The 19,043-nt window shown below is 69.9% G+C and carries 12 protein-coding genes and 1 pseudogene; 7 read left to right on the forward strand and 6 right to left on the reverse strand.

Features of this window, described 5'->3' with window-relative positions; translation table 11 throughout:
* Nucleotides 1-86 precede the first annotated feature (86 nt).
* Together ACFVGW_RS22780 and ACFVGW_RS22785 are read right to left on the reverse strand one after the other, a co-directional pair.
* Nucleotides 87-974 carry a tRNA (adenine-N1)-methyltransferase gene (locus ACFVGW_RS22780; protein WP_019884997.1) on the reverse strand — a complete coding sequence of 296 codons (888 nt, stop codon included), beginning with the start codon at nt 972-974 and terminating at the stop codon, nt 87-89.
* 18 nt (nt 975-992) lie between these two features.
* Nucleotides 993-2,126 carry a site-2 protease family protein gene (locus ACFVGW_RS22785; protein WP_385853284.1) on the reverse strand — a complete coding sequence of 378 codons (1,134 nt, stop codon included), beginning with the start codon at nt 2,124-2,126 and terminating at the stop codon, nt 993-995.
* A gap of 241 nt (nt 2,127-2,367) precedes the next feature.
* On the opposite strand from ACFVGW_RS22785, the pseudogene ACFVGW_RS22790 reads away from it, so the two are divergent.
* Together ACFVGW_RS22790 and ACFVGW_RS22795 are read left to right on the forward strand one after the other, a co-directional pair.
* Nucleotides 2,368-3,198, forward strand: a pseudogene (locus ACFVGW_RS22790) (RecB family exonuclease); the annotation flags it as partial.
* Between the two features lie 286 nt (nt 3,199-3,484).
* Nucleotides 3,485-4,156: a response regulator transcription factor gene (locus ACFVGW_RS22795; RefSeq protein WP_352186413.1), complete on the forward strand. Its 672-nt coding sequence runs from the start codon at nt 3,485-3,487 to the stop codon at nt 4,154-4,156.
* A 125-nt stretch (nt 4,157-4,281) separates the two neighbouring features.
* Here ACFVGW_RS22795 and ACFVGW_RS22800 read toward each other — a convergent pair whose 3' ends face one another.
* The 4 genes from ACFVGW_RS22800 to metH form a co-directional block, all read right to left on the reverse strand.
* Nucleotides 4,282-5,856 carry an ABC transporter substrate-binding protein gene (locus ACFVGW_RS22800; protein ID WP_385853269.1) on the reverse strand — a complete coding sequence of 525 codons (1,575 nt, stop codon included), beginning with the start codon at nt 5,854-5,856 and terminating at the stop codon, nt 4,282-4,284.
* A 78-nt stretch (nt 5,857-5,934) separates the two neighbouring features.
* Nucleotides 5,935-7,524 carry an ABC transporter substrate-binding protein gene (locus tag ACFVGW_RS22805; RefSeq protein WP_385853270.1) on the reverse strand — a complete coding sequence of 530 codons (1,590 nt, stop codon included), beginning with the start codon at nt 7,522-7,524 and terminating at the stop codon, nt 5,935-5,937.
* A 538-nt stretch (nt 7,525-8,062) separates the two neighbouring features.
* Nucleotides 8,063-8,761, reverse strand: a complete 699-nt coding sequence (locus ACFVGW_RS22810; protein ID WP_385853271.1) for an HAD family hydrolase — start codon at nt 8,759-8,761, stop codon at nt 8,063-8,065.
* A 135-nt stretch (nt 8,762-8,896) separates the two neighbouring features.
* Nucleotides 8,897-12,424 (reverse strand): methionine synthase, encoded by a 3,528-nt coding sequence (gene metH / locus ACFVGW_RS22815; RefSeq protein ID WP_385853272.1) that lies wholly within the window; start codon nt 12,422-12,424, stop codon nt 8,897-8,899.
* Between the two features lie 302 nt (nt 12,425-12,726).
* On the opposite strand from metH, the gene ACFVGW_RS22820 reads away from it, so the two are divergent.
* The 5 genes from ACFVGW_RS22820 (at nt 12,727) to ACFVGW_RS22840 (ending at nt 18,960) form a co-directional block, all read left to right on the forward strand.
* On the forward strand, nt 12,727-13,491 hold the full coding sequence (locus tag ACFVGW_RS22820) for an IclR family transcriptional regulator (protein ID WP_385853273.1): 765 nt from the start codon (nt 12,727-12,729) through the stop codon (nt 13,489-13,491).
* Nucleotides 13,492-13,773: 282 nt separating this feature from the next.
* A complete protein-coding gene (locus tag ACFVGW_RS22825) occupies nt 13,774-14,559 on the forward strand; it encodes an MIP/aquaporin family protein (protein WP_385853274.1) in 786 nt (261 codons plus the stop codon).
* Nucleotides 14,560-14,594: 35 nt separating this feature from the next.
* Nucleotides 14,595-16,151, forward strand: coding sequence for a glycerol kinase GlpK (gene glpK, locus ACFVGW_RS22830; protein ID WP_352192722.1), 1,557 nt, complete (start codon nt 14,595-14,597; stop codon nt 16,149-16,151).
* Between the two features lie 6 nt (nt 16,152-16,157).
* On the forward strand, nt 16,158-17,762 hold the full coding sequence (locus tag ACFVGW_RS22835; protein WP_352192721.1) for a glycerol-3-phosphate dehydrogenase/oxidase: 1,605 nt from the start codon (nt 16,158-16,160) through the stop codon (nt 17,760-17,762).
* Between the two features lie 181 nt (nt 17,763-17,943).
* On the forward strand, nt 17,944-18,960 hold the full coding sequence (locus ACFVGW_RS22840) for a PAC2 family protein (protein ID WP_383224709.1): 1,017 nt from the start codon (nt 17,944-17,946) through the stop codon (nt 18,958-18,960).
* Nucleotides 18,961-19,043: the final 83 nt, after the last annotated feature.

Genomic DNA, 19,043 nt, shown 5'->3' on the forward strand with positions numbered 1-19,043 from the left:
GAAGGTGCCGCCGTCGAGTTCCCGGCCCTTGGGGCGGAACTCGACGGCGGCACGCGTTCGTTGTCGGGGCGTCAGCCTCGGGGATGTCAGCCCTTGTTGGGGCCTTCGTAGTCCTCGCCGTAGGCGCCCTTGGCGGGGCGGCGGCGGCGCATCGGGGGCTCGACGCCGTCGGCGAGGCGCCGGGCGGTGACGAGGAAGCCGGTGTGCCCGATCATGCGGTGGTCGGGGCGGACGGCCAGGCCCTCCACGTGCCAGTTACGGATCATGGACTCCCACGGCTGCGGCTCGGCGTAGCAGCCGAACTCGCGGATGGACTCCACGGTGCGCGCGAGCTGGGTGGTGGTCGCCACGTAGCAGCAGAGGATGCCGCCGGGGACGAGGGCCTTGGAGACGGCCTCCAGGCACTCCCAGGGAGCGAGCATGTCCAGGATGACGCGGTCGACGTCGGTGTCGGACAGGTTGTCCTGCAGGTCGCCGACGGTCAGCTGCCAGGCGGGGTGCGGGCCGCCGAAGTAACGCTCGACGTTGCCCTTGGCGATCTCGGCGAAGTCCTCGCGGCGCTCGTAGGAGTGCAGCATGCCGCTGTCTCCGATGGCGCGCAGCAGGAAGCTGCTGAGAGAGCCCGATCCCACACCGGCTTCCACGACGCGCGCGCCGGGGAAGATGTCGGCGAAGGCCAGGATCTGCCCCGCGTCCTTGGGGTAGACCACGGCGGCGCCGCGGGGCATGGACAGGACGTAGTCGGGGAGCAGGGGGCGCAGCGCGAGGTAGGCGACGTTTCCCGTGGTACGGACAACACTGCCCTCGGGAGCACCGATCAGCTCGTCGTGGGGGAAGGAACCCTTGTGGGTGTGGAAATTCTTCCCGGCCTCGAGCGTGAACGTGTAGTGGCGTCCCTTGGGATCGGTGAGCTGGACCTGGTCCCCGACCTTGAAGGGCCCGCGACGGCGGGCGGCACCGGTCGGTTCGGACATGTGACCAGAGTACCGGGGTTATGCGGAGGGTCGTGCCATGGCCTTGACGAAGGCACGTTCCACGTCCGCGGCGGAGAGCACTCCGTAGATCTCGTCGGAGTCCTCCACGACGAGGTACTCGGAGGCCGGGCTGGCGCGGAGGTGGTCGAGGAGGGGCTGGCCGGTGAGTTCGGCGGGGACCCTCATGCCGTCGGTGAGGTCCTGGGAGAGCGTGCTGACGGCGACCCAGGGGCGGCGGTGCTGGGGGACGCCGGCGATGGCGGTCTCCCGGACGAGTCCGGTGGGGTTGCCTTGGCCGTCGACGACGACGAGGGCGCGGGCCCCGGCCTCGTTGGCGCGGCGGAGCGCCTCGGAGAGCGGGGTGGCGGGCTCGACGGGGATGGCGCGCCGGGTGAGGGTGCGGGCCCTGAGCTCGGGGAGGTGTTCGCGGAGCCGGGCCATGCGGAGGCTGTTGCCCGCGCCGGTCCAGATGATCGCGGCCAGGATCGCGGCGAGCAGGGCGTCCGTGACGGTGTCCATGCCGCTGATCTCGTCGGTCGAGTTGCCGAGGAGGCCGGTGCGGGTGAGGAGCGGGAGGCCGACGAGGACGGCGACGGCGAGGGCGCGGCCGACCCAGGCGGCGGCGACGGTGCCGGTCATGGGCTTTCCGGTGATCTTCCAGACCACGGCGCGCAGCATGCGGCCGCCGTCGAGCGGGAGGCCGGGCAGCAGGTTGAAGATGGCGACGATCAGGTTGGAGATCATCAGGCCCGCGAGGAGGACGCCGGGGACGGTGCCGGGCTCGACGGCGTACATCGTGAGGTAGAAGACGCCCGCGAGGACCAGCGAGAGGAGCGGGCCGACGAAGGCGAGGACGAACTCGCGGCCGGGGGTCTCCGTCTCCTTCTCGATCTCGGAGACTCCGCCGAAGAACTGGAGCTGGATGCGGCGCACCGGGAGTTTGAAGCGGAGCGCGGCGATGGTGTGCGCCAGTTCGTGCACCAGCACGGAGGCGTAGAAGGCGATCGCGAAGAAGAGGGAGACCAGGTAGCGGGCGGCGCCGAGGTCGGGCAGGACGCGCTGGATCTGGTCGCCGAAGACCCAGGTGATCAGCGCGGCGACGAGGAACCAGCTGGGCGCGACGTAGACGGGCACGCCGAAGGGGCGGCCCATGAGGATGCCTCCGCCGGGTTCCTCGCTCCGCCGGGTGCGGGCGTCGGCGTTGGCCGGCGGTTCCGCGTCGCCGGACCGCGGCCGCTTGTTCTCGCCGCGCTCGTCGTCCTGGTTCACGGGTTCCTCTCGTAGCCTTCCGCGCGACCCCTGTCGTGCGTCACTCTTCGATCATGCAGCGTGACGGGGTCCGGCGTCGATGGTATTCGGCTCGCTGTCAGTGGCGGGTCGTAGGGTCTGTGTCATGAGTACGAGCGAGCAGCCGCCCGTGGGGGCCAGGACGCCCACGTCGTTGTCGCCCTCGCGGGCGAGCGACTTCATGCAGTGTCCCCTGCTGTACCGGTTCCGCGTGATCGACAGGCTGCCCGAGAAGCCGAGCGAGGCGGCGACACGGGGCACGCTGGTGCACGCGGTCCTGGAGCGGCTCTTCGACCATCCCGCGGTGGAGCGGACGGCGCCGCGGGCGAAGGCGCTGATCCCGGGCCAGTGGGACCGGCTGCTCGAGTCGCGGCCCGAGCTGGGTGAGCTGTTCGCCGAGGACGCGGAGGGGGAGCGTCTGTCGCGCTGGCTGGTCGAGGCCGAGCGGCTGGTCGAGCGGTGGTTCACGCTGGAGGATCCGACGCGCCTGGAGCCGGCGGAGCGTGAGCTGTTCGTGGAGACGGAGCTCGACTCGGGACTGCGGCTGCGCGGGGTGATCGACCGGATCGACGTGGCGCCGACGGGCGAGGTGCGGATCGTCGACTACAAGACGGGCAAGGCCCCGCGCCCGGAGTACAGCGAGGGCGCGCTCTTCCAGATGAAGTTCTACGCGCTGGTGATCTGGCGGCTGAAGCAGGTCATCCCGCGCCGTCTGCAGCTGGTGTACCTGGGCAGCGGTGACGTGCTGACGTACGACCCGGTGGAGGCGGATCTGCTCCGGGTGGAGCGGAAGCTGCTGGCGCTGTGGGAGGCGATCCGCCTCGCGACGGAGACGGGCGACTGGCGGCCGCGTCCGACGAAGCTCTGCGGCTGGTGCGACCACCAGGCGGTCTGTCCGGAGTTCGGCGGGACTCCCCCGGCGTATCCGCTGGAGATCGGGGGCCCGGTCCGCGAGGAGACTCCGCAGGTCGATGCGGGTTCCCCCGCGGAGATCCCGGAGGTCCGGGCCGATTCCCCCGCGGAGATCCCGGAGGTCCGGGCCGATTCCCCCGTGGAGATCCCGCAGGTCCGGGAGAGGACGCTGGAGGAGATCGGGGAGAAGACCCGGGAGGAGATCCAGGAGGAGGTCCGGGGCGAGATCGTCTCCGCGCGCCCGCCGGAGTCGGGCGATTCGGGGCAGGGCAGAATGGACCCGGTCCAGCCCGCGCCGTGAAGGAGTTCTCGTGGCTATCCGCGTCCTACTGGTCGACGACCAGCCGCTGCTGCGCACCGGTTTCCGGATGATCCTGGAGGCCGAGCAGGACATCGCGGTCGTCGGTGAGGCCGGGGACGGCCTGCAGGCCATCGACCAGGTGCGGGCGCTCCAGCCCGACGTGGTGCTGATGGACATCCGGATGCCGCGGATGGACGGGGTCGAGGCGACGCGCCAGATCACGGGTCCGGGCCGGGACGGCCCGGCGAAGGTGCTGGTGTTGACCACCTTCGACCTGGACGAGTACGTGGTGGAGGCGCTGCGGGCGGGGGCCAGCGGCTTCCTCCTGAAGGACGCGCCGGCCAACGAGCTGGTGCAGGCGATCCGGGTGGTGGCGGCCGGCGAGGCGATGCTGGCGCCGTCGATCACGCGCCGGCTGCTCGACAAGTACTCGGCGCACCTTCCGTCGGGCGACGAGCAGGTGCCGGACACGCTGAACACCCTGACCGAGCGTGAGGTCGAGGTCCTGAAGCTGGTGGCGCGCGGTCTGTCCAACGCGGAGATCGCGGCGGACCTGTTCGTCAGCGAGACGACCGTGAAGACGCACGTGGGCCATGTGCTGACGAAGCTGGGCCTGCGCGACCGGGTCCAGGCCGCGGTGTACGCGTACGAGAGCGGTCTGGTGCGCCCCGGCGCGCAGTAGGCGGCGGCCCGGCACAGCGGGAACGGAACGGAAAGGGGCCCGGCACGCGTGATGCGTGCCGGGCCCTTTCGCTCGGCGCCACGGGACGGTGCACCGTGGCGCCGGGCGCCTCCGGGTGACCCCCGTCAGCCCTTCTTGATCTCCCAGAAGCGGAAGACGGTCGAGGCGTCGAGCGTCCAGTCGAGACCCGTGATGCCCTCACGGGCGACGGCGTACTGCTTGCCCTGCCAGAGCGGCAGGAGGGGCAGCTCTTCGGCGACCAGGTCCTGGAGCCTGCCGAAGTCCTGGCCGGTGCCGGAGCGGTCGGCGGCCGCGGCGGTCTTCGGGAGCAGGGTGCCGGTGATGGTGTCGTTGGTGTAGTTGTTGCCGAGGACGTTGCCCTCGCCGAAGAAGGGTGCGGTGAAGTTGTCCGCGTCCGGGTAGTCGGGCACCCAGCCCTTCACGTACACGCCGTACTTGCCCGCCGCGATGTCCTTCTCGTACTGCTCGTACTCGACGGACTTCACGTCGGCCTGGAACAGGCCGCTGCGGTTGAGCTGCTCGGCTATCGCCTTGAGCTCCTGGTCGGTGGAGGGGCCGTACCGGCTCGGCGTGGACCAGAGGGTGAGCTTCACCTTGTCGGTGATGCCGGCCTTGCGCAGCGCCTTCTTGGCCTTGGCGGCGTCGGGGCTGCCGTAGGTGTCGAAGAAGGCTGTGTTGTGGCCGGCGATGCCCGCGGGGACGATCGAGTAGAGCGGCGTGGCCGTCGACTTGTAGATGTTCTGGACGAGCGCCTCGCGGTCGACGAGGTGGGCGATCGCCTGGCGGACGCCGAGCTTGCCGACGACGGGGTCCTTGACGTTGAAGACGAGGTGCTGGACCTCGGCGCTGGTGCCCTGGACGACCTCGACGCCCTGGTCGTCCGCGGAGGCTTCGAGGGTGGCGATGTCGTCGGCGTTGAGGCCTCGGTAGGCGACGTCGACCTCGTTGTCGGCGAAGGCCTTGGAGAGGGCGGCGCGGTCACCGCCGTAGAGCTTGAGGGTGACACCGCCGTTCTGCGGCTTGGCGCTGCCCCGGTAGTCGGCGTTGACCGAGAAGACGGCCTCGGTGTCGCTGATGGAGTCCAGCTTGTACGGGCCGGAGCCGACGGCCTTGCCGTCGGTGCGCAGCGCGTTCTCGTCGTACTCGCGGTGGTCCACGATCGAGCCGGCGCCCGAGGCGATCTTGCTCGGGAAGGTGGCGTCGGGGGTCTTCAGACGGAAGACGACGGTCAGGTCGTCGGGGGTGTCGATGGAGGCGATCGAGGAGAGCAGCGGCGCCGGGCCGGCCGGGTCGTCGATCTTGAGCGCGCGGTCGAAGGAGAACTTGACGTCCTTCGAGGTCAGCGGGTTGCCGTTGGAGAACTTCAGGCCCTCGCGCAGGGTGCAGGAGTACACCTTGCCGGCACCGGTGAAGGCGCACTTCTCGGCCGCTTCCGGCTGGGGCTCGGTGGTGCCCTTGGGGAAGCTGAGCAGGGACTGGAAGACGTTGTTGAACAGCAGCCAGGAACCGGGGTCGTAGCCGGCGGCCGGGTCGGTGGCCAGTACCTCGTCGGACATGCCGACGCGGACGTTCTCACCGGAGCTCGCGGCGCCTCCGCCCTGCTCCGTGCCGCAGCCGCTGAGCAGTGCGGCGGACAGGCCCGCGGCGAGGGGGGCCGTCAGCCACTTGTTGTGCTTCACAGAACGTGCCTCTTGATCTCTTGCCAGGCCGGTCGCGCTCGGGTGCGCGGCCGGTGTAGCCGAACGGGTTGAGGAGGGTCAGGCGCTGCCGCGGCCGAGCTCCCACAGGAGCAGGTCCGAGGAGGTGTTCAGCGCCCATTCGACACCGGTCAGGTCGTCGTGAGCGGCGACGTACTGCTTGCCCTGCCAGAGCGGCAGGACCGGTACGTCCTGGGCGACGATCTTCTGGATCTGTCCGAAGACGGGGCTCGCGGCGCTGCGGTCGGCGGAGCGGCGGGAGCGCGGAATCAACTGGTCGCGTACGGACGCGTTGACGTAGGGGGTGTTCAGGAAGTTGTCGGCGTCGAGGAAGGGGGCGACGTAGTTGTCCGGGTCCGGGAAGTCGGGGAACCAGCCGAGGCCGTAGACGGGGAAGTCGCCGCGCTTCTGCGCGGGCCGGAAGGTAGACCACTCGCTGCCCTTGACGGTCACGTCGAAGAGCCCGGTGGCGTTGAGCTGGTCGCGCAGCGCCTCGAACTCCGCCTTGGTGCCGACGCCGTAGTGGTCGGTGGTGTAGTGCAGCGTGAGCGCGACCGGGGCGGTGATGTCGGCCTTGCGCAGGATGCCGGCCGCGCGGCTCTTGCTGGGCTCGCCGTAGGCGTCGAAGAAGGCGGTGGAGTGGCCGGTGACGCTGGAGGGGATCAGCGAGTAGAGCGGCTGGGCGGTCGCTCCGTAGACCGAGTTGACGATCGCGCCCCGGTCGATGACGGCGGCCATGGCCTGCCGGACGGCCTTGTCCTTGACGGACGGGGCGTCGGTGTCGAAGGCGAGGTAGCGGATCTCCAGGCCGGGGACCTCGGTGAGCTCGATGCCGTCCTTGGGCTTCTCGGTGAGCGACCGGACCTGGTCGAGCGACATGGAGCGGGTCATCATGTCGATCTCGCGGCTCTCCAGGGCGTTGCCCATGACATCCGCGTCGGGGAAGGAGCGCAGCTCGACCTTGTCGTTGTTGAGGGCTATGTCGCCCTTGTAGTGCGGGTTCTTCGTGAAGACGGCCTTGGTGATGCGCTCGCCGTCGCGCTCGGTCTTCATGACGTACGGCCCGGAGCCGTCGACGTCGAAGCCCTCGCGCAGCTCCTTGGCGCCGTACTTGCTCTTGCTGAGGATGCCGGCGACGGGGGTGGAGACCTTGTACGGGAAGGTCGCGTCGGGGGTCTTGAGGTGGAACACGACCTCGCGCTCGCCGTTGGTCTCGATGGTGTCGACGTTGGCGAGGAGGGCGGCGGTGCCGTTGTCCGACTTGATGGCGAGGACGCGCTCGACGGAGAACTTGACGTCCGCGGCGGTGAGGGGCGAGCCGTCGGCGAAGGTGAGTCCCTCGCGGAGCTTGCAGCGGTAGCTCTCGCTGGCCCGGTCGCTGAAGCCGCAGCTCTCGGCGGCCTCGGGGACGGGCTCGCCGCCGCCGCGGGGCACGTGCATCAGGGTCTGGACGGTCTGCCGGAGGATGTTCCAGGCACCGGTGTCGTAGGCGAAGGCCGGGTCGAAGGGCGCGGGGGCCTCGCTGGTGGCGACGAACTGGTCCGTGGTGCCGACGACGATGGCTCTGGACTCGTCCGAGTCGCCGCAGGCGACGAGCAGGGGGGCGAGCAGGCCGACGACGGCCGGCAGGGCCAAGGTCTTGCGGTTCATCCGGGGCGTTCTCCTCATCCCGCACTGGGATACAGCGGCGTACGGACACTCCGCCGCTTTGCCCGTTCCGGGCGGGCGATCGGGCCGGGATGGGGAGCGATCGGTCCTGTGTTCGCGGCGACTTGGATGCGGCGCCGGTGCACGCGGAAGGTGCGGCGAGTACTCGCGAAAGATTAGTGGGAGACGCCGATACGACGGACCGCGCAAGGGCGGGCCCGGATGCGGATAGTGATCATGAATACGGTGAGCCCGATAGTCATGCGCGGGAATGATTCAGCAGGGAACGTGCGAATCGGGACAGACCTCGGTGGGCAAAACCTGGCGTTACGGACATGGGGTGCGGGACAGCCACCGGGGGCCCTGCACGCTGGGTGACGAAGGTCACGCGTGCGGCCGTTCCGCGGATGGCCGGTCCCGTTCCATGGATGGCCGGTCACAGAGGTACGGGGAAGAGCACCGGCCGTGTCACGGCCCGGCGATCACCGACGGGTCACGGCCGGGAGTACCGACGGGTCACGGCGCGGTGCTCACCGACGGGTCAGGGCCCGGCGATCAGCGTCCGCAGGAAGGGCACGTCCACGTCCTCCAGGGAGCGGACCACGACCCGGCCGGCGGAGGGGGCGATCGGGGCGACCGACGGGACGGCGACCACGCGGCAGCCGGCGGCCTCGGCGGCCGCCACGCCGGTCGCGGTGTCCTCGATGACGGCGCACAGCGAAGGGTCCGCACCGACCCCGCTCGCCGCCGTCAGATACGGCTCGGGGTGGGGCTTGGTACGCAGCACCTCGTCACCGGCCACCGTGAGGGTGAAGCGGTCACGGCCGAGCGAGGCGAGGACCCGGTCGATGATCCGGCGGTGCGAGGCGGAGACCAGCGCGGTCGGGATGCCGTGCTGCGCCAGCTCGGCGAGGAGCCGCTCGGCGCCCGGCATCAGCGGCACGCCCAGGCCGATGCGCTGCTCGAACTTCTCGTTGAGCAGGACCGTGAGCTCGGGAAGCGTGATGTCGGCGCCGGTGGCCTCGATGAGGTAGCCCGCACTGCGGGTCATGGGTCCGCCCACCACGATGTCGCGCCAGGCCTCGTCCAGCCGGTGTCCGAGGTCGGCGAAGACCTCGACCTCCGCGTCCCACCAGAACCCCTCGGTGTCGACCAGGGTGCCGTCCATGTCGAGGAAGACCGCTTGCAGGGCGGAGCTTCCGTTGGCGCGGAACAAGGACGCGGGGACCGTACTGGTCATCCGGCACACCTCCATGGAGGGACGAGAAGGCCGGTCTCCCTCCCCGGTACGGGGGGAGGGAGACCGGCCTGCACTGGACCGACCAGTGTACGTCCGGATCACCTGAGGTGCGCTGATTTACCCGCGGGGCGGGTGTTACCTCGCGTTGAAGTACTTCGCCTCGGGGTGGTGGATCACGATGGCGTCGGTGGACTGCTCGGGGTGGAGCTGGTACTCCTCCGACAGCTGGACGCCGATCCGCTCGGGCTGGAGGAGGTCCGCGATCTTGGCCCGGTCCTCCAGGTCGGGGCAGGCCCCGTAACCGAGCGAGAAGCGGGCGCCGCGGTACTTGAGCGCGAACATGTCCTCGACGTCGGCCGGGTCCTCGCCCGCGAAGCCGAGCTCGGCGCGGACCCGGGCGTGCCAGTACTCGGCGAGGGCCTCGGCCAGCTGCACGGAGAGACCGTGCAGCTCCAGGTAGTCACGGTAGGAGTCGGACTCGAACAGCCTGGCGGTGGCCTCGCCGATCTTGGAGCCGACGGTGACGACCTGGAGGCCGACGACATCGGTCTCGCCGGACTCCTCTGGGCGGAAGAAGTCCGCGAGGCAGAGGCGGCGGCCGCGGCGCTGGCGCGGGAAGGTGAAGCGGGTCCGCTCGTTCCCGGCCTCGTCGAGGATGATCAGGTCGTCGCCCTTGGAGACACACGGGAAGTAGCCGTGGACGACGGCCGCCTCCAGGAGGTTCTCGGTGTGCAGCTTGTCCAGCAGGCCGCGCAGCCGGGGCCGGCCCTCGGTCTCGACCAGCTCCTCGTACGTCGCACCGCCCGCGCGGGCCTGCTTCAGTCCCCACTGACCCTTGAACAGGGCGCCTTCGTCCAGCCAGGACGCGTAGTCCTTCAGCGGGATGCCCTTGCTGACGCGGGTGCCCCAGAACGGAGGGGTGGGTACCGGGTTGTCCGTGGCCACGTCGGAACGGCCGCCCGGCTCCGGCTCCTCCGCCTGGAGGGCCGGGGTGTCCCGCTTGGCGACCCGGCGCTGCTTGAGCTCCGGCAGTACGGCTCCGGGGACACCGCGCTTGACGGCGATGAGCGCGTCCATCAGCCGCAGGCCCTCGAAGGCGTCGCGGGCGTAGCGCACCTCACCCTGGTAGATCTCGTGGAGGTCCTGCTCGACATAGGCACGGGTCAGGGCGGCGCCGCCGAGGATCACGGGGTACTTGGCGGCCAGCTCACGCTGGTTGAGCTCCTCCAGGTTCTCCTTCATGATCACGGTCGACTTGACCAGCAGGCCGGACATGCCGATGACGTCGGCGCGGTGCTCCTCCGCGGCCTCCAGGATCGCCGAGACCGGCTGCTTGATGCCCAGGTTGACCACGTTGTAGCCGTTGTTGGACAGGATGATGTCGACGAGGTTCTTGCCGATGTCGTGGACATCGCCCCGGACGGTCGCCAGCACGATCGTGCCCTTGCCGTCCGCGTCCGACTTCTCCATGTGCGGTTCGAGGTAGGCGACGGCCGTCTTCATGACCTCGGCCGACTGCAGCACGAACGGCAGCTGCATCTGGCCCGAGCCGAAGAGCTCGCCGACGACCTTCATGCCGTCGAGCAGCGTCTCGTTGACGATGTCGAGGGCCGGGCGCTCCTGCAGGGCCTCGGCGAGGTCCGTCTCCAGGCCGTTCTTCTCGCCGTCGATGATGCGGCGCTTGAGGCGCTCCTCCAGCGGCAGGGCGAGAAGCTCCTCGGTCTTGCCGGCCTTCATCGACTTGGTGGTGGCGCCCTCGAAGAGGGCCATCAGCTTCTGCAGCGGGTCGTAGGCCGGCTCGTCCCCCTGCTGGGGGCGCCGCCGGTCGTAGATCAGGTCCAGTGCGGTGCTGACCTGCTCGTCGTCGAAGCGGGCGATCGGCAGGATCTTCGAGGCGTGCACGATCGCCGAGTCGAGGCCGGCCTTGACGCACTCGTCGAGGAAGACGGAGTTGAGCAGGATGCGGGCGGCCGGGTTGAGGCCGAAGGAGATGTTGGACAGGCCCAGCGTGGTCTGGACGTCCGGGCGGCGCCGCTTGAGTTCGCGGATGGCCTCGATGGTGGCGATGCCGTCCTTGCGGGACTCCTCCTGCCCGGTGCAGATGGTGAAGGTGAGGGTGTCGATGAGGATGTCCGACTCGTGGATGCCCCAGTTGCCGGTCAGGTCCTCGATGAGCCGCTCGGCGATCGCGACCTTGTTCTCGACGGTCCGGGCCTGGCCCTCCTCGTCGATGGTGAGCGCGATCAGCGCGGCGCCGTGCTCCTGGGCCAGACGGGTGACCTTGGCGAAGCGGGACTCCGGTCCGTCGCCGTCCTCGTAGTTGACGGAGTTGATGACGGCGCGGCCGCCGAGCTTCTCCAGGCCGGCCCTGATGACCTCGACCTCGGTCGAGTCGAGGACGATCGGCAGGGTCGAGGCGGTGGCGAAGCGGCCGGCGAGCTCCTCCATGTCGGCGACGCCGTCGCGGCCGACGTAGTCGACGCAGAGGTCGAGCATGTGCGCGCCCTCGCGGATCTGGTCGCGCGCCATCTCCACGCAGTCGTCCCAGCGGCCCTCCAGCATGGCCTCGCGGAACTTCTTGGAGCCGTTGGCGTTGGTGCGCTCGCCGATCGCCATGTAGGAGGTGTCCTGGCGGAACGGGACGGTCTGGTAGAGCGAGGCGGCGCCGGGCTCGGGACGCGGTTCGCGGACGCCGGGGGCGAGGTCGCGGACCCGCTCGACGACCTGGCGCAGATGCTCCGGGGTCGTACCGCAGCAGCCGCCGATCAGGGACAGTCCGTACTCGCGGACGAAGGTCTCCTGGGCGTCGGCGAGCTCGACCGGGGTGAGCGGGTAGTGGGCGCCGTTCTTGCCGAGGACGGGCAGGCCGGCGTTGGGCATGCAGGAGAGCGGGATACGGGAGTGGCGGGCCAGGTAGCGCAGGTGCTCGCTCATCTCGGCCGGACCGGTGGCGCAGTTCAGGCCGATCATGTCGATGCCGAGCGGTTCGAGCGCGGTGAGCGCGGCGCCGATCTCCGAGCCGAGCAGCATGGTGCCGGTGGTCTCGACCGTGACCGACACGATCAGCGGCACGTCGGCACCGAGGGCGTCCAGGGCGCGGCGGGCGCCGATGACGGACGCCTTGGTCTGCAGCAGGTCCTGGGTGGTCTCCACGAGGAGCGCGTCGGCGCCGCCGGCGAGCATGCCCTCGGCGTTCTGCTGATAGGCGTCGCGCAGGAGGGTGTACGGGGCGTGGCCCAGCGTCGGCAGCTTCGTACCGGGGCCCATGGAGCCGAGGACCCAGCGCTGCCGTCCGGTCGAGGCGGTGAACTCGTCGGCGACCTCGCGGGCGATGCGGGCGCCGGATTCCGACAGCTCGTACACCCGGTCGGGGATGTCGTACTCCCCCAGGGCGGCGAAGTTGGCGCCGAAGGTGTTGGTCTCCACGCAGTCGACGCCGGCGGCGAAGTACTCCTCGTGCACCGAGCGGACGATGTCGGGCCGGGTGACGTTGAGGATCTCGTTGCAGCCTTCGAGGTTCTGGAAGTCCTCGAGGCTGGGGTCCTGTGCCTGGAGCATGGTGCCCATGGCTCCGTCGGCCACGACCACCCGGGTCGCGAGTGCCTCGCGGAGGGCTGTGGCGCGGGTCCGGCTGTCAGCGGAAGGGGTCGGCGACGAGGCCATGGATGAGCTCCCTGGGATGCGACGGCTGTCGGCTTTGCACGCTCGGCGGAGGGTGCACGGAGCCAGACTAACCGCGCTGATGCCGGGGTGGACATCGCGTTCCACTGGGCGGACGGCATCCTGTGTCGCGGGGCTCCCGGTCGCGGCCGTTCATGCCCGACACTGTGTAGGTAAAGATCGGTCGGCATCGACCGATAGTGTTCAGCATTGTCGAACAGCATGATCCAAGCGATCCTGTTGCCCGAGGATCCACGGGACGACCCGGGGTCGGGACATCAATGGACAGGGAGAAGGGCCGGGCGATGGCGAAGAACATCCAGTCGCTTGAACGGGCGGCGGCGATGCTGCGACTGCTCGCGGGCGGCGAGCGCCGGCTCGGCCTGTCGGACATCGCCTCGTCCCTGGGCCTGGCCAAGGGGACGGCGCACGGCATCCTGCGCACGCTGCAGGCCGAGGGCTTCGTGGAGCAGGACGCGGCCTCGGGCCGCTACCAGCTGGGCGCCGAGCTGCTGCGCCTGGGCAACAGCTACCTGGACGTGCACGAGCTGCGGGCGCGGGCGCTGGTCTGGACGGACGACCTGGCGCGGTCCAGCGGCGAGAGCGTCCACCTCGGCGTACTGCACCAGCAGGGCGTGCTGATCGTGCACCACGTCTTCCGGCCGGACGACAGCAGGCAGGTCCTGGAGGTCGGGGCCATGCAGCCGCTGCACTCCACCGCCCTGGGCAAGGTCCTCTCGGCGTACGACCCGGTGGCGCACAGCGAGGTCCTGGAGGTGCCGCGCGAGGGCTTCACTCCCCGTACGGTCACCGAGCTCAAGGAGTTCGAGACGCTGCTCGACATGACGCGGGCCAAGGGCTGGGCCGCGGACGTGGAGGAGACCTGGGAGGGCGTGGCCTCGGTGGCCGCCCCGATCCACGACCGGCGCAGGATGCCGGTGGGCGCGGTGGCCATCACGGGCGCGGTGGAGCGGGTCTGCGACGGGGGCGAGCTGCGCTCCGAGCTCGTCGCGGCGGTACGGGACTGCGCACGCGCCGTCTCCCGCGACCTGGGGGCCGGCCGCTTCTGAAACGGAGCCGCTGATCAGGGGCGCGCGAGCGCGCGGAAGGGCACGCTGAACCCGTCGGTAACGATCCCGTTATCGGCGGGTTTTTCGTTACCGGAACCCTTGACGCGCTGTTAACCGGAGGGCAAAACTTCCGTTCATCGGTCGGCATTGTCGAACACCTACCGGCAATACGCGCTAGAGTGTGGCAGTGCCAAGGGCCGGCAACGCCCTCATCAGAGGGCGCGGACCACCGGAGGGACCCGGGGTTCGCCTTCCCCTGGACGAAGGACAAAGGAGTCGCGGGTGTCCAGCTCCGACATCTTCATCGGCGAGATCATTGGTACCGCCGTACTCATTCTGCTCGGCGGCGGTGTCGTCGCCGCCGTGGTACTCAAGCGCTCGAAGGCTCAGAACGCCGGGTGGCTCGCCATCACCTTCGGGTGGGGCTTCGCGGTCATGACTGCCGTGTACATGACGGGTACCCTCTCGGGCGCCCATCTGAACCCCGCCGTCACGGTGGGCATCGCCCTCAAGGACGGCGACTGGAGCAACGTTCCGGTCTACTTCGCGGGTCAGATGGTCGGCGCCATGCTCGGCGCGGTGCTGGTCTGGGTCGCTTACTACGGACAGTTCCACGCCCACCTCACGGACCAGGAGATCATCTCCTCGCCGCACGAGGAGGGCATGGTCGACCAGAAGTCCGCCCCCAAGGCGGGCCCGGTCCTCGGTGTCTTCTCCACCGGCCCCGAGATCCGGAACGTCTGGCAGAACCTGGCCACCGAGATCATCGGCACCGTCGTGCTGGTCCTCGCGGTGCTCACGCAGGGCCTCAACGACAGCGGCAAGGGCCTCGGCGTCATCGGTGCCCTGATCACCGCGTTCGTCGTGGTCTCCATCGGCCTCTCGCTCGGCGGCCCGACCGGTTACGCGATCAACCCGGCACGTGACCTCGGCCCGCGCATCGTGCACGCCCTGCTCCCGCTGCCGAACAAGGGTGGCTCCGACTGGGGGTACGCCTGGATCCCGGTCGTCGGCCCCCTGGTGGGCGGCGCCATCGCCGCGGGTATCTACAACATCGCGTTCGCCTGAGACGTCCTTCCACCCAGACCTCCTTGGAGCACACCGTGACCGACGCACACACCGCCGGCTCTTCCTCCCACGGCAGCGGCCCGTTCATCGCCGCCATCGACCAGGGCACCACCTCCTCCCGCTGCATCGTCTTCGACAAGGACGGCCGGATCGTCTCGGTCGACCAGAAGGAGCACGAGCAGATCTTCCCCAAGCCGGGCTGGGTCGAGCACGACGCCGCCGAGATCTGGACCAACGTCCAGGAAGTCGTGGCGGGCGCCATCGACAAGGCGGGCATCACCTCCGCCGACGTCAAGGCCATCGGCATCACCAACCAGCGCGAGACCACCCTGCTCTGGGACAAGAACACCGGTGAGCCCGTCCACAACGCCCTCGTCTGGCAGGACACCCGCACCGACGCCCTCTGCAAGGAGCTCGGCCGCAACGTCGGTCAGGACCGCTTCCGCCGCGAGACCGGTCTGCCCCTCGCCTCGTACTTCTCCGGTCCCAAGGTCCGCTGGCTGCTCGACAACGTCGAGGGCCTGCGCGAGCGCGCCGAACGCGGCGACATCCTCTTCGGCACCATGGACTCCTGGGTCATCTGGAACCTCACGGGCGGTGTCGACGGCGGTCACCACGTCACCGACGTCACCAACGCCTCGCGCACCATGCTGATGAACCTGCACACCATGGCCTGGGACGAGAAGATCCTGCAGTCCATGGAGGTCCCGGCCGCCGTGCTGCCGGAGATCCGCTCCTCCGCCGAGGTGTACGGCACCGTCAAGGGCGGCGTCCTGGACGGCGTGCCGGTCGCCTCCGCGCTGGGCGACCAGCAGGCCGCGCTGTTCGGCCAGACGTGTTTCGCCGAGGGCGAGGCCAAGTCCACGTACGGCACCGGCACCTTCATGCTGATGAACACCGGCGACAAGATCATCAACTCCTACAGCGGCCTGCTGACCACCGTCGGCTACCAGATCGGCGACCAGAAGCCGGTCTACTCGCTGGAGGGCTCGATCGCCGTCACCGGTTCGCTGGTGCAGTGGATGCGCGACCAGATGGGCCTCATCAAGTCGGCCGCCGAGATCGAGACCCTCGCGTCCTCGGTCGAGGACAACGGCGGCGCCTACTTCGTGCCGGCCTTCTCCGGCCTGTTCGCCCCGTACTGGCGCTCCGACGCCCGCGGTGTGATCGCCGGTCTCACCCGGTACGTCACCAAGGCGCACATCGCGCGCGCCGTCCTCGAGGCCACCGCCTGGCAGACCCGCGAGATCACCGACGCCATGACGAAGGACTCCGGCGTCGAGCTGACCGCGCTCAAGGTCGACGGCGGCATGACCTCCAACAACCTGCTGATGCAGACCCTCTCGGACTTCCTCGACGCGCCGGTCGTGCGCCCGATGGTCGCCGAGACCACCTGCCTCGGTGCCGCCTACGCCGCCGGTCTGGCCGTCGGCTTCTGGCCCGACACCGACGCCCTGCGCGCCAACTGGCGCCGCGCGGCGGAATGGACCCCTCGCATGGACGCCGACAAGCGTGACCGCGAGTACAAGAGCTGGCTGAAGGCCGTTGAACGCTCCATGGGCTGGCTCGAAGACGGATCTGACGAGGAGTAATTCGACATGACCACCCTGCAGAGCGTCCCCGCCCTGGGGACGCGACCGGCCGCCGGTTCCCTTCCGAGCCGCGCCGAGACCCGGGAGCAGCTTTCCAAGGCGACGTACGACCTCCTGGTCATCGGCGGCGGCATCCTGGGCATCTCCACCGCCTGGCACGCCGCGCAGTCGGGCCTGCGGGTGGCCCTGGTGGACGCCGGCGACTTCGCCGGCGCCACCTCCTCCGCCTCCTCCAAGCTTCTCCACGGCGGTCTGCGCTACCTGCAGACCGGCGCGGTGAAGCTGGTCGCGGAGAACCACTTCGAGCGGCGTGCGGTCTCCCGTCAGGTGGCACCGCACCTCGCCAACCCCCTCACCTTCTACCTGCCCGTCTACAAGGGCGGCCCGCACGGCGCCGCCAAGCTCGGCGCCGGTGTCTTCGCGTACTCCGCCCTCTCCGCCTTCGGTGACGGCGTCGGCCACCTGCTCAGCCCGGCCAAGGCCGCGCAGGACGTGCCGGAGCTGCGCACGGACAACCTGAAGGCCGTGGCCGTGTACGGCGACGACCAGATGAACGACGCCCGCATGGCGCTGATGACGGTCCGCGCCGCCGTCGACGCCGGCGCCGTCGTCCTCAACCACGCCGAGGTCACCGGGCTGCGCTTCACCCGCGGCCGGGTCACGGGCGCGGAGCTGAAGGACCGTACGAGCGGAGACGAGTTCGGCGTCACCGCCCGCCTGGTGCTCAACGCCACCGGCCCCTGGGTCGACCACCTCCGCCGGATGGAGGACCCGAACGCGGCGCCCTCCATCCGTCTCTCCAAGGGCGCGCACCTGGTCCTGAAGCGGACCTCGCCGTGGAAGGCCGCCCTGGCGACCCCCATCGACAAGTACCGGATCACCTTCGCCCTCCCGTGGGAGGACATGCTGCTGCTCGGCACGACCGACGAGGAGTACGAGGGCGACCCGGGCAAGGTCGAGGTGACCGAGAAGGACACCGCCCAGATCCTGGACGAGGCCGCGTTCTCCATACGCGACCAGCAGCTGTCGCGCGACCTGATCACCTATGCCTTCGCCGGTCTACGGGTGCTGCCGGGCGGTCCCGGCGACACGTCCAAGGCCAAGCGCGAGACGGTCGTCACCGAGGGCCGCGGCGGGATGCTGTCGGTGGCCGGCGGCAAGTGGACGACCTTCCGCCACATCGGCCGCACGGTGATGAAGAAGCTGGAGTCCCTGCCGGGCCACCCGCTGGGCGAGGACTACGAGTCGGTCTCCACGCTGCCGAAGCGGCTCCCGCTGCCCGGTATCGCCAACCCGAACGCGGTCGCGCACCGGCTGCTCGTCGACGGTCCGGCGCCCGGTCCCCGGATGGCCGCCGACACCGCCAAGCACCTGGCGACGCACTACGGTTCGCTCTCCTTCGACATCGCGCGGATGGCGAACGAGAACCCCGAACTGGCCCGGCGCATCCACCCGGACGCGCCGGAGATCTGGGCGCAGGTCGCCTACGCCCGCGACCACGAGTGGGCGGAGACGGCGGACGACGTGCTGCGTCGCCGTACGACGCTGACGATCCGCGGTCTGGCGACGGACGAGATCCGCGGCAAGGTCGAGGACATGCTCGGCCGGTAACACCACGTAAGGGGCGGTCTCCCATGGAGACCGCCCCTTACGCGTTCGTGTGCCGAGGCCCGTTCCTGGGTAGTCGATCAAGGCCGCGAAGGCTCCCGGTGGTGCACGAGGGCTGCGGACGGGCCGTCGGAAAGCCGTAAGGTTGGTCCGTACGACAGGAACTTCGAAAAGGAGGCACTGGGTGATCGAGCTCGAGGGGGTACCCGAGCTGATCGACCCGGTCATGGTGGCCGCGTTCGAGGGCTGGAACGACGCCGGCGACGCCGCCTCCACCGCGGTCGCCCATCTGGACCGGGAGTGGAAGGGCGAGGTGTTCGCGGCGCTCGACGCCGAGGACTACTACGACTTCCAGGTCAACCGGCCCACGGTATGGCTGGACAACGGTGTCCGGAAGATCACCTGGCCGACGACGAGGCTCTCCGTGGTCCGGGTCGGCGGCGACAAGCCGCGCGATCTGGTGCTCGTGCGCGGGATCGAGCCGTCGATGCGCTGGCGCTCGTTCTGCAACGAAATCCTGGGCTTCGCCCATGAGCTGGGCGTGGAGATGGTGGTGATCCTGGGCGCGCTGCTCGGCGACACCCCGCACACCCGGCCCGTCCCGGTCAGCGGGGTCACCTCCGACCCGGACCTGGCGCGGACGATGGATCTGGAGGAGACCCGCTACGAGGGACCCACCGGCATCGTCGGGATCCTGCAGGAGGCCTGCACGCACGCGGGCGTGCCCGCGGTCAGCCTCTGGGCCGCCGTACCGCACTACGTGTCGCAGCCGCCCAACCCCAAGGCGACCCTGGCGCTGCTCAACCGCCTCGAGGACCTGATCGACATGCGCATCCCGCTGGGCGAACTCCCCGAGGACGCACGGGCCTGGCAGCTCGGCGTGGACCAACTCGCCTCCGAGGACAGCGAGGTGGCGGAGTACGTCCAGACGCTGGAGGAGGCGCGGGACACGGCGGAGCTGCCGGAGGCCTCCGGCGAGGCCATCGCCCGGGAGTTCGAGCGCTATCTGCGGCGGCGTGACGGCGGTCCCGGGCAGGGCCCGGGTCAGGGTCCAGGTCTCGCGACCGAGGGCGGCGACACCTCGTATCTGCGGGACCCCGGCAGCGGCCGGACCCGGCCGCCGAAGCCGGAGCGTCCGGCGCCGGAGCCGGAGCAGCCCCAGGAGGACGAGGGCTCGGAGGACGGCGACGGCGAGCAGTGAGCCGTCAGCAGCAGGCCGCACGCCTGAAGCCGTAAGTCTGAAGCCGTAAGAGAGCCGAGCCGTACGCATACGGGTCGACCGTA

Source organism: Streptomyces sp. NPDC127129 (genome assembly GCF_042671585.1).
GTDB lineage: Bacteria > Actinomycetota > Actinomycetes > Streptomycetales > Streptomycetaceae > Streptomyces.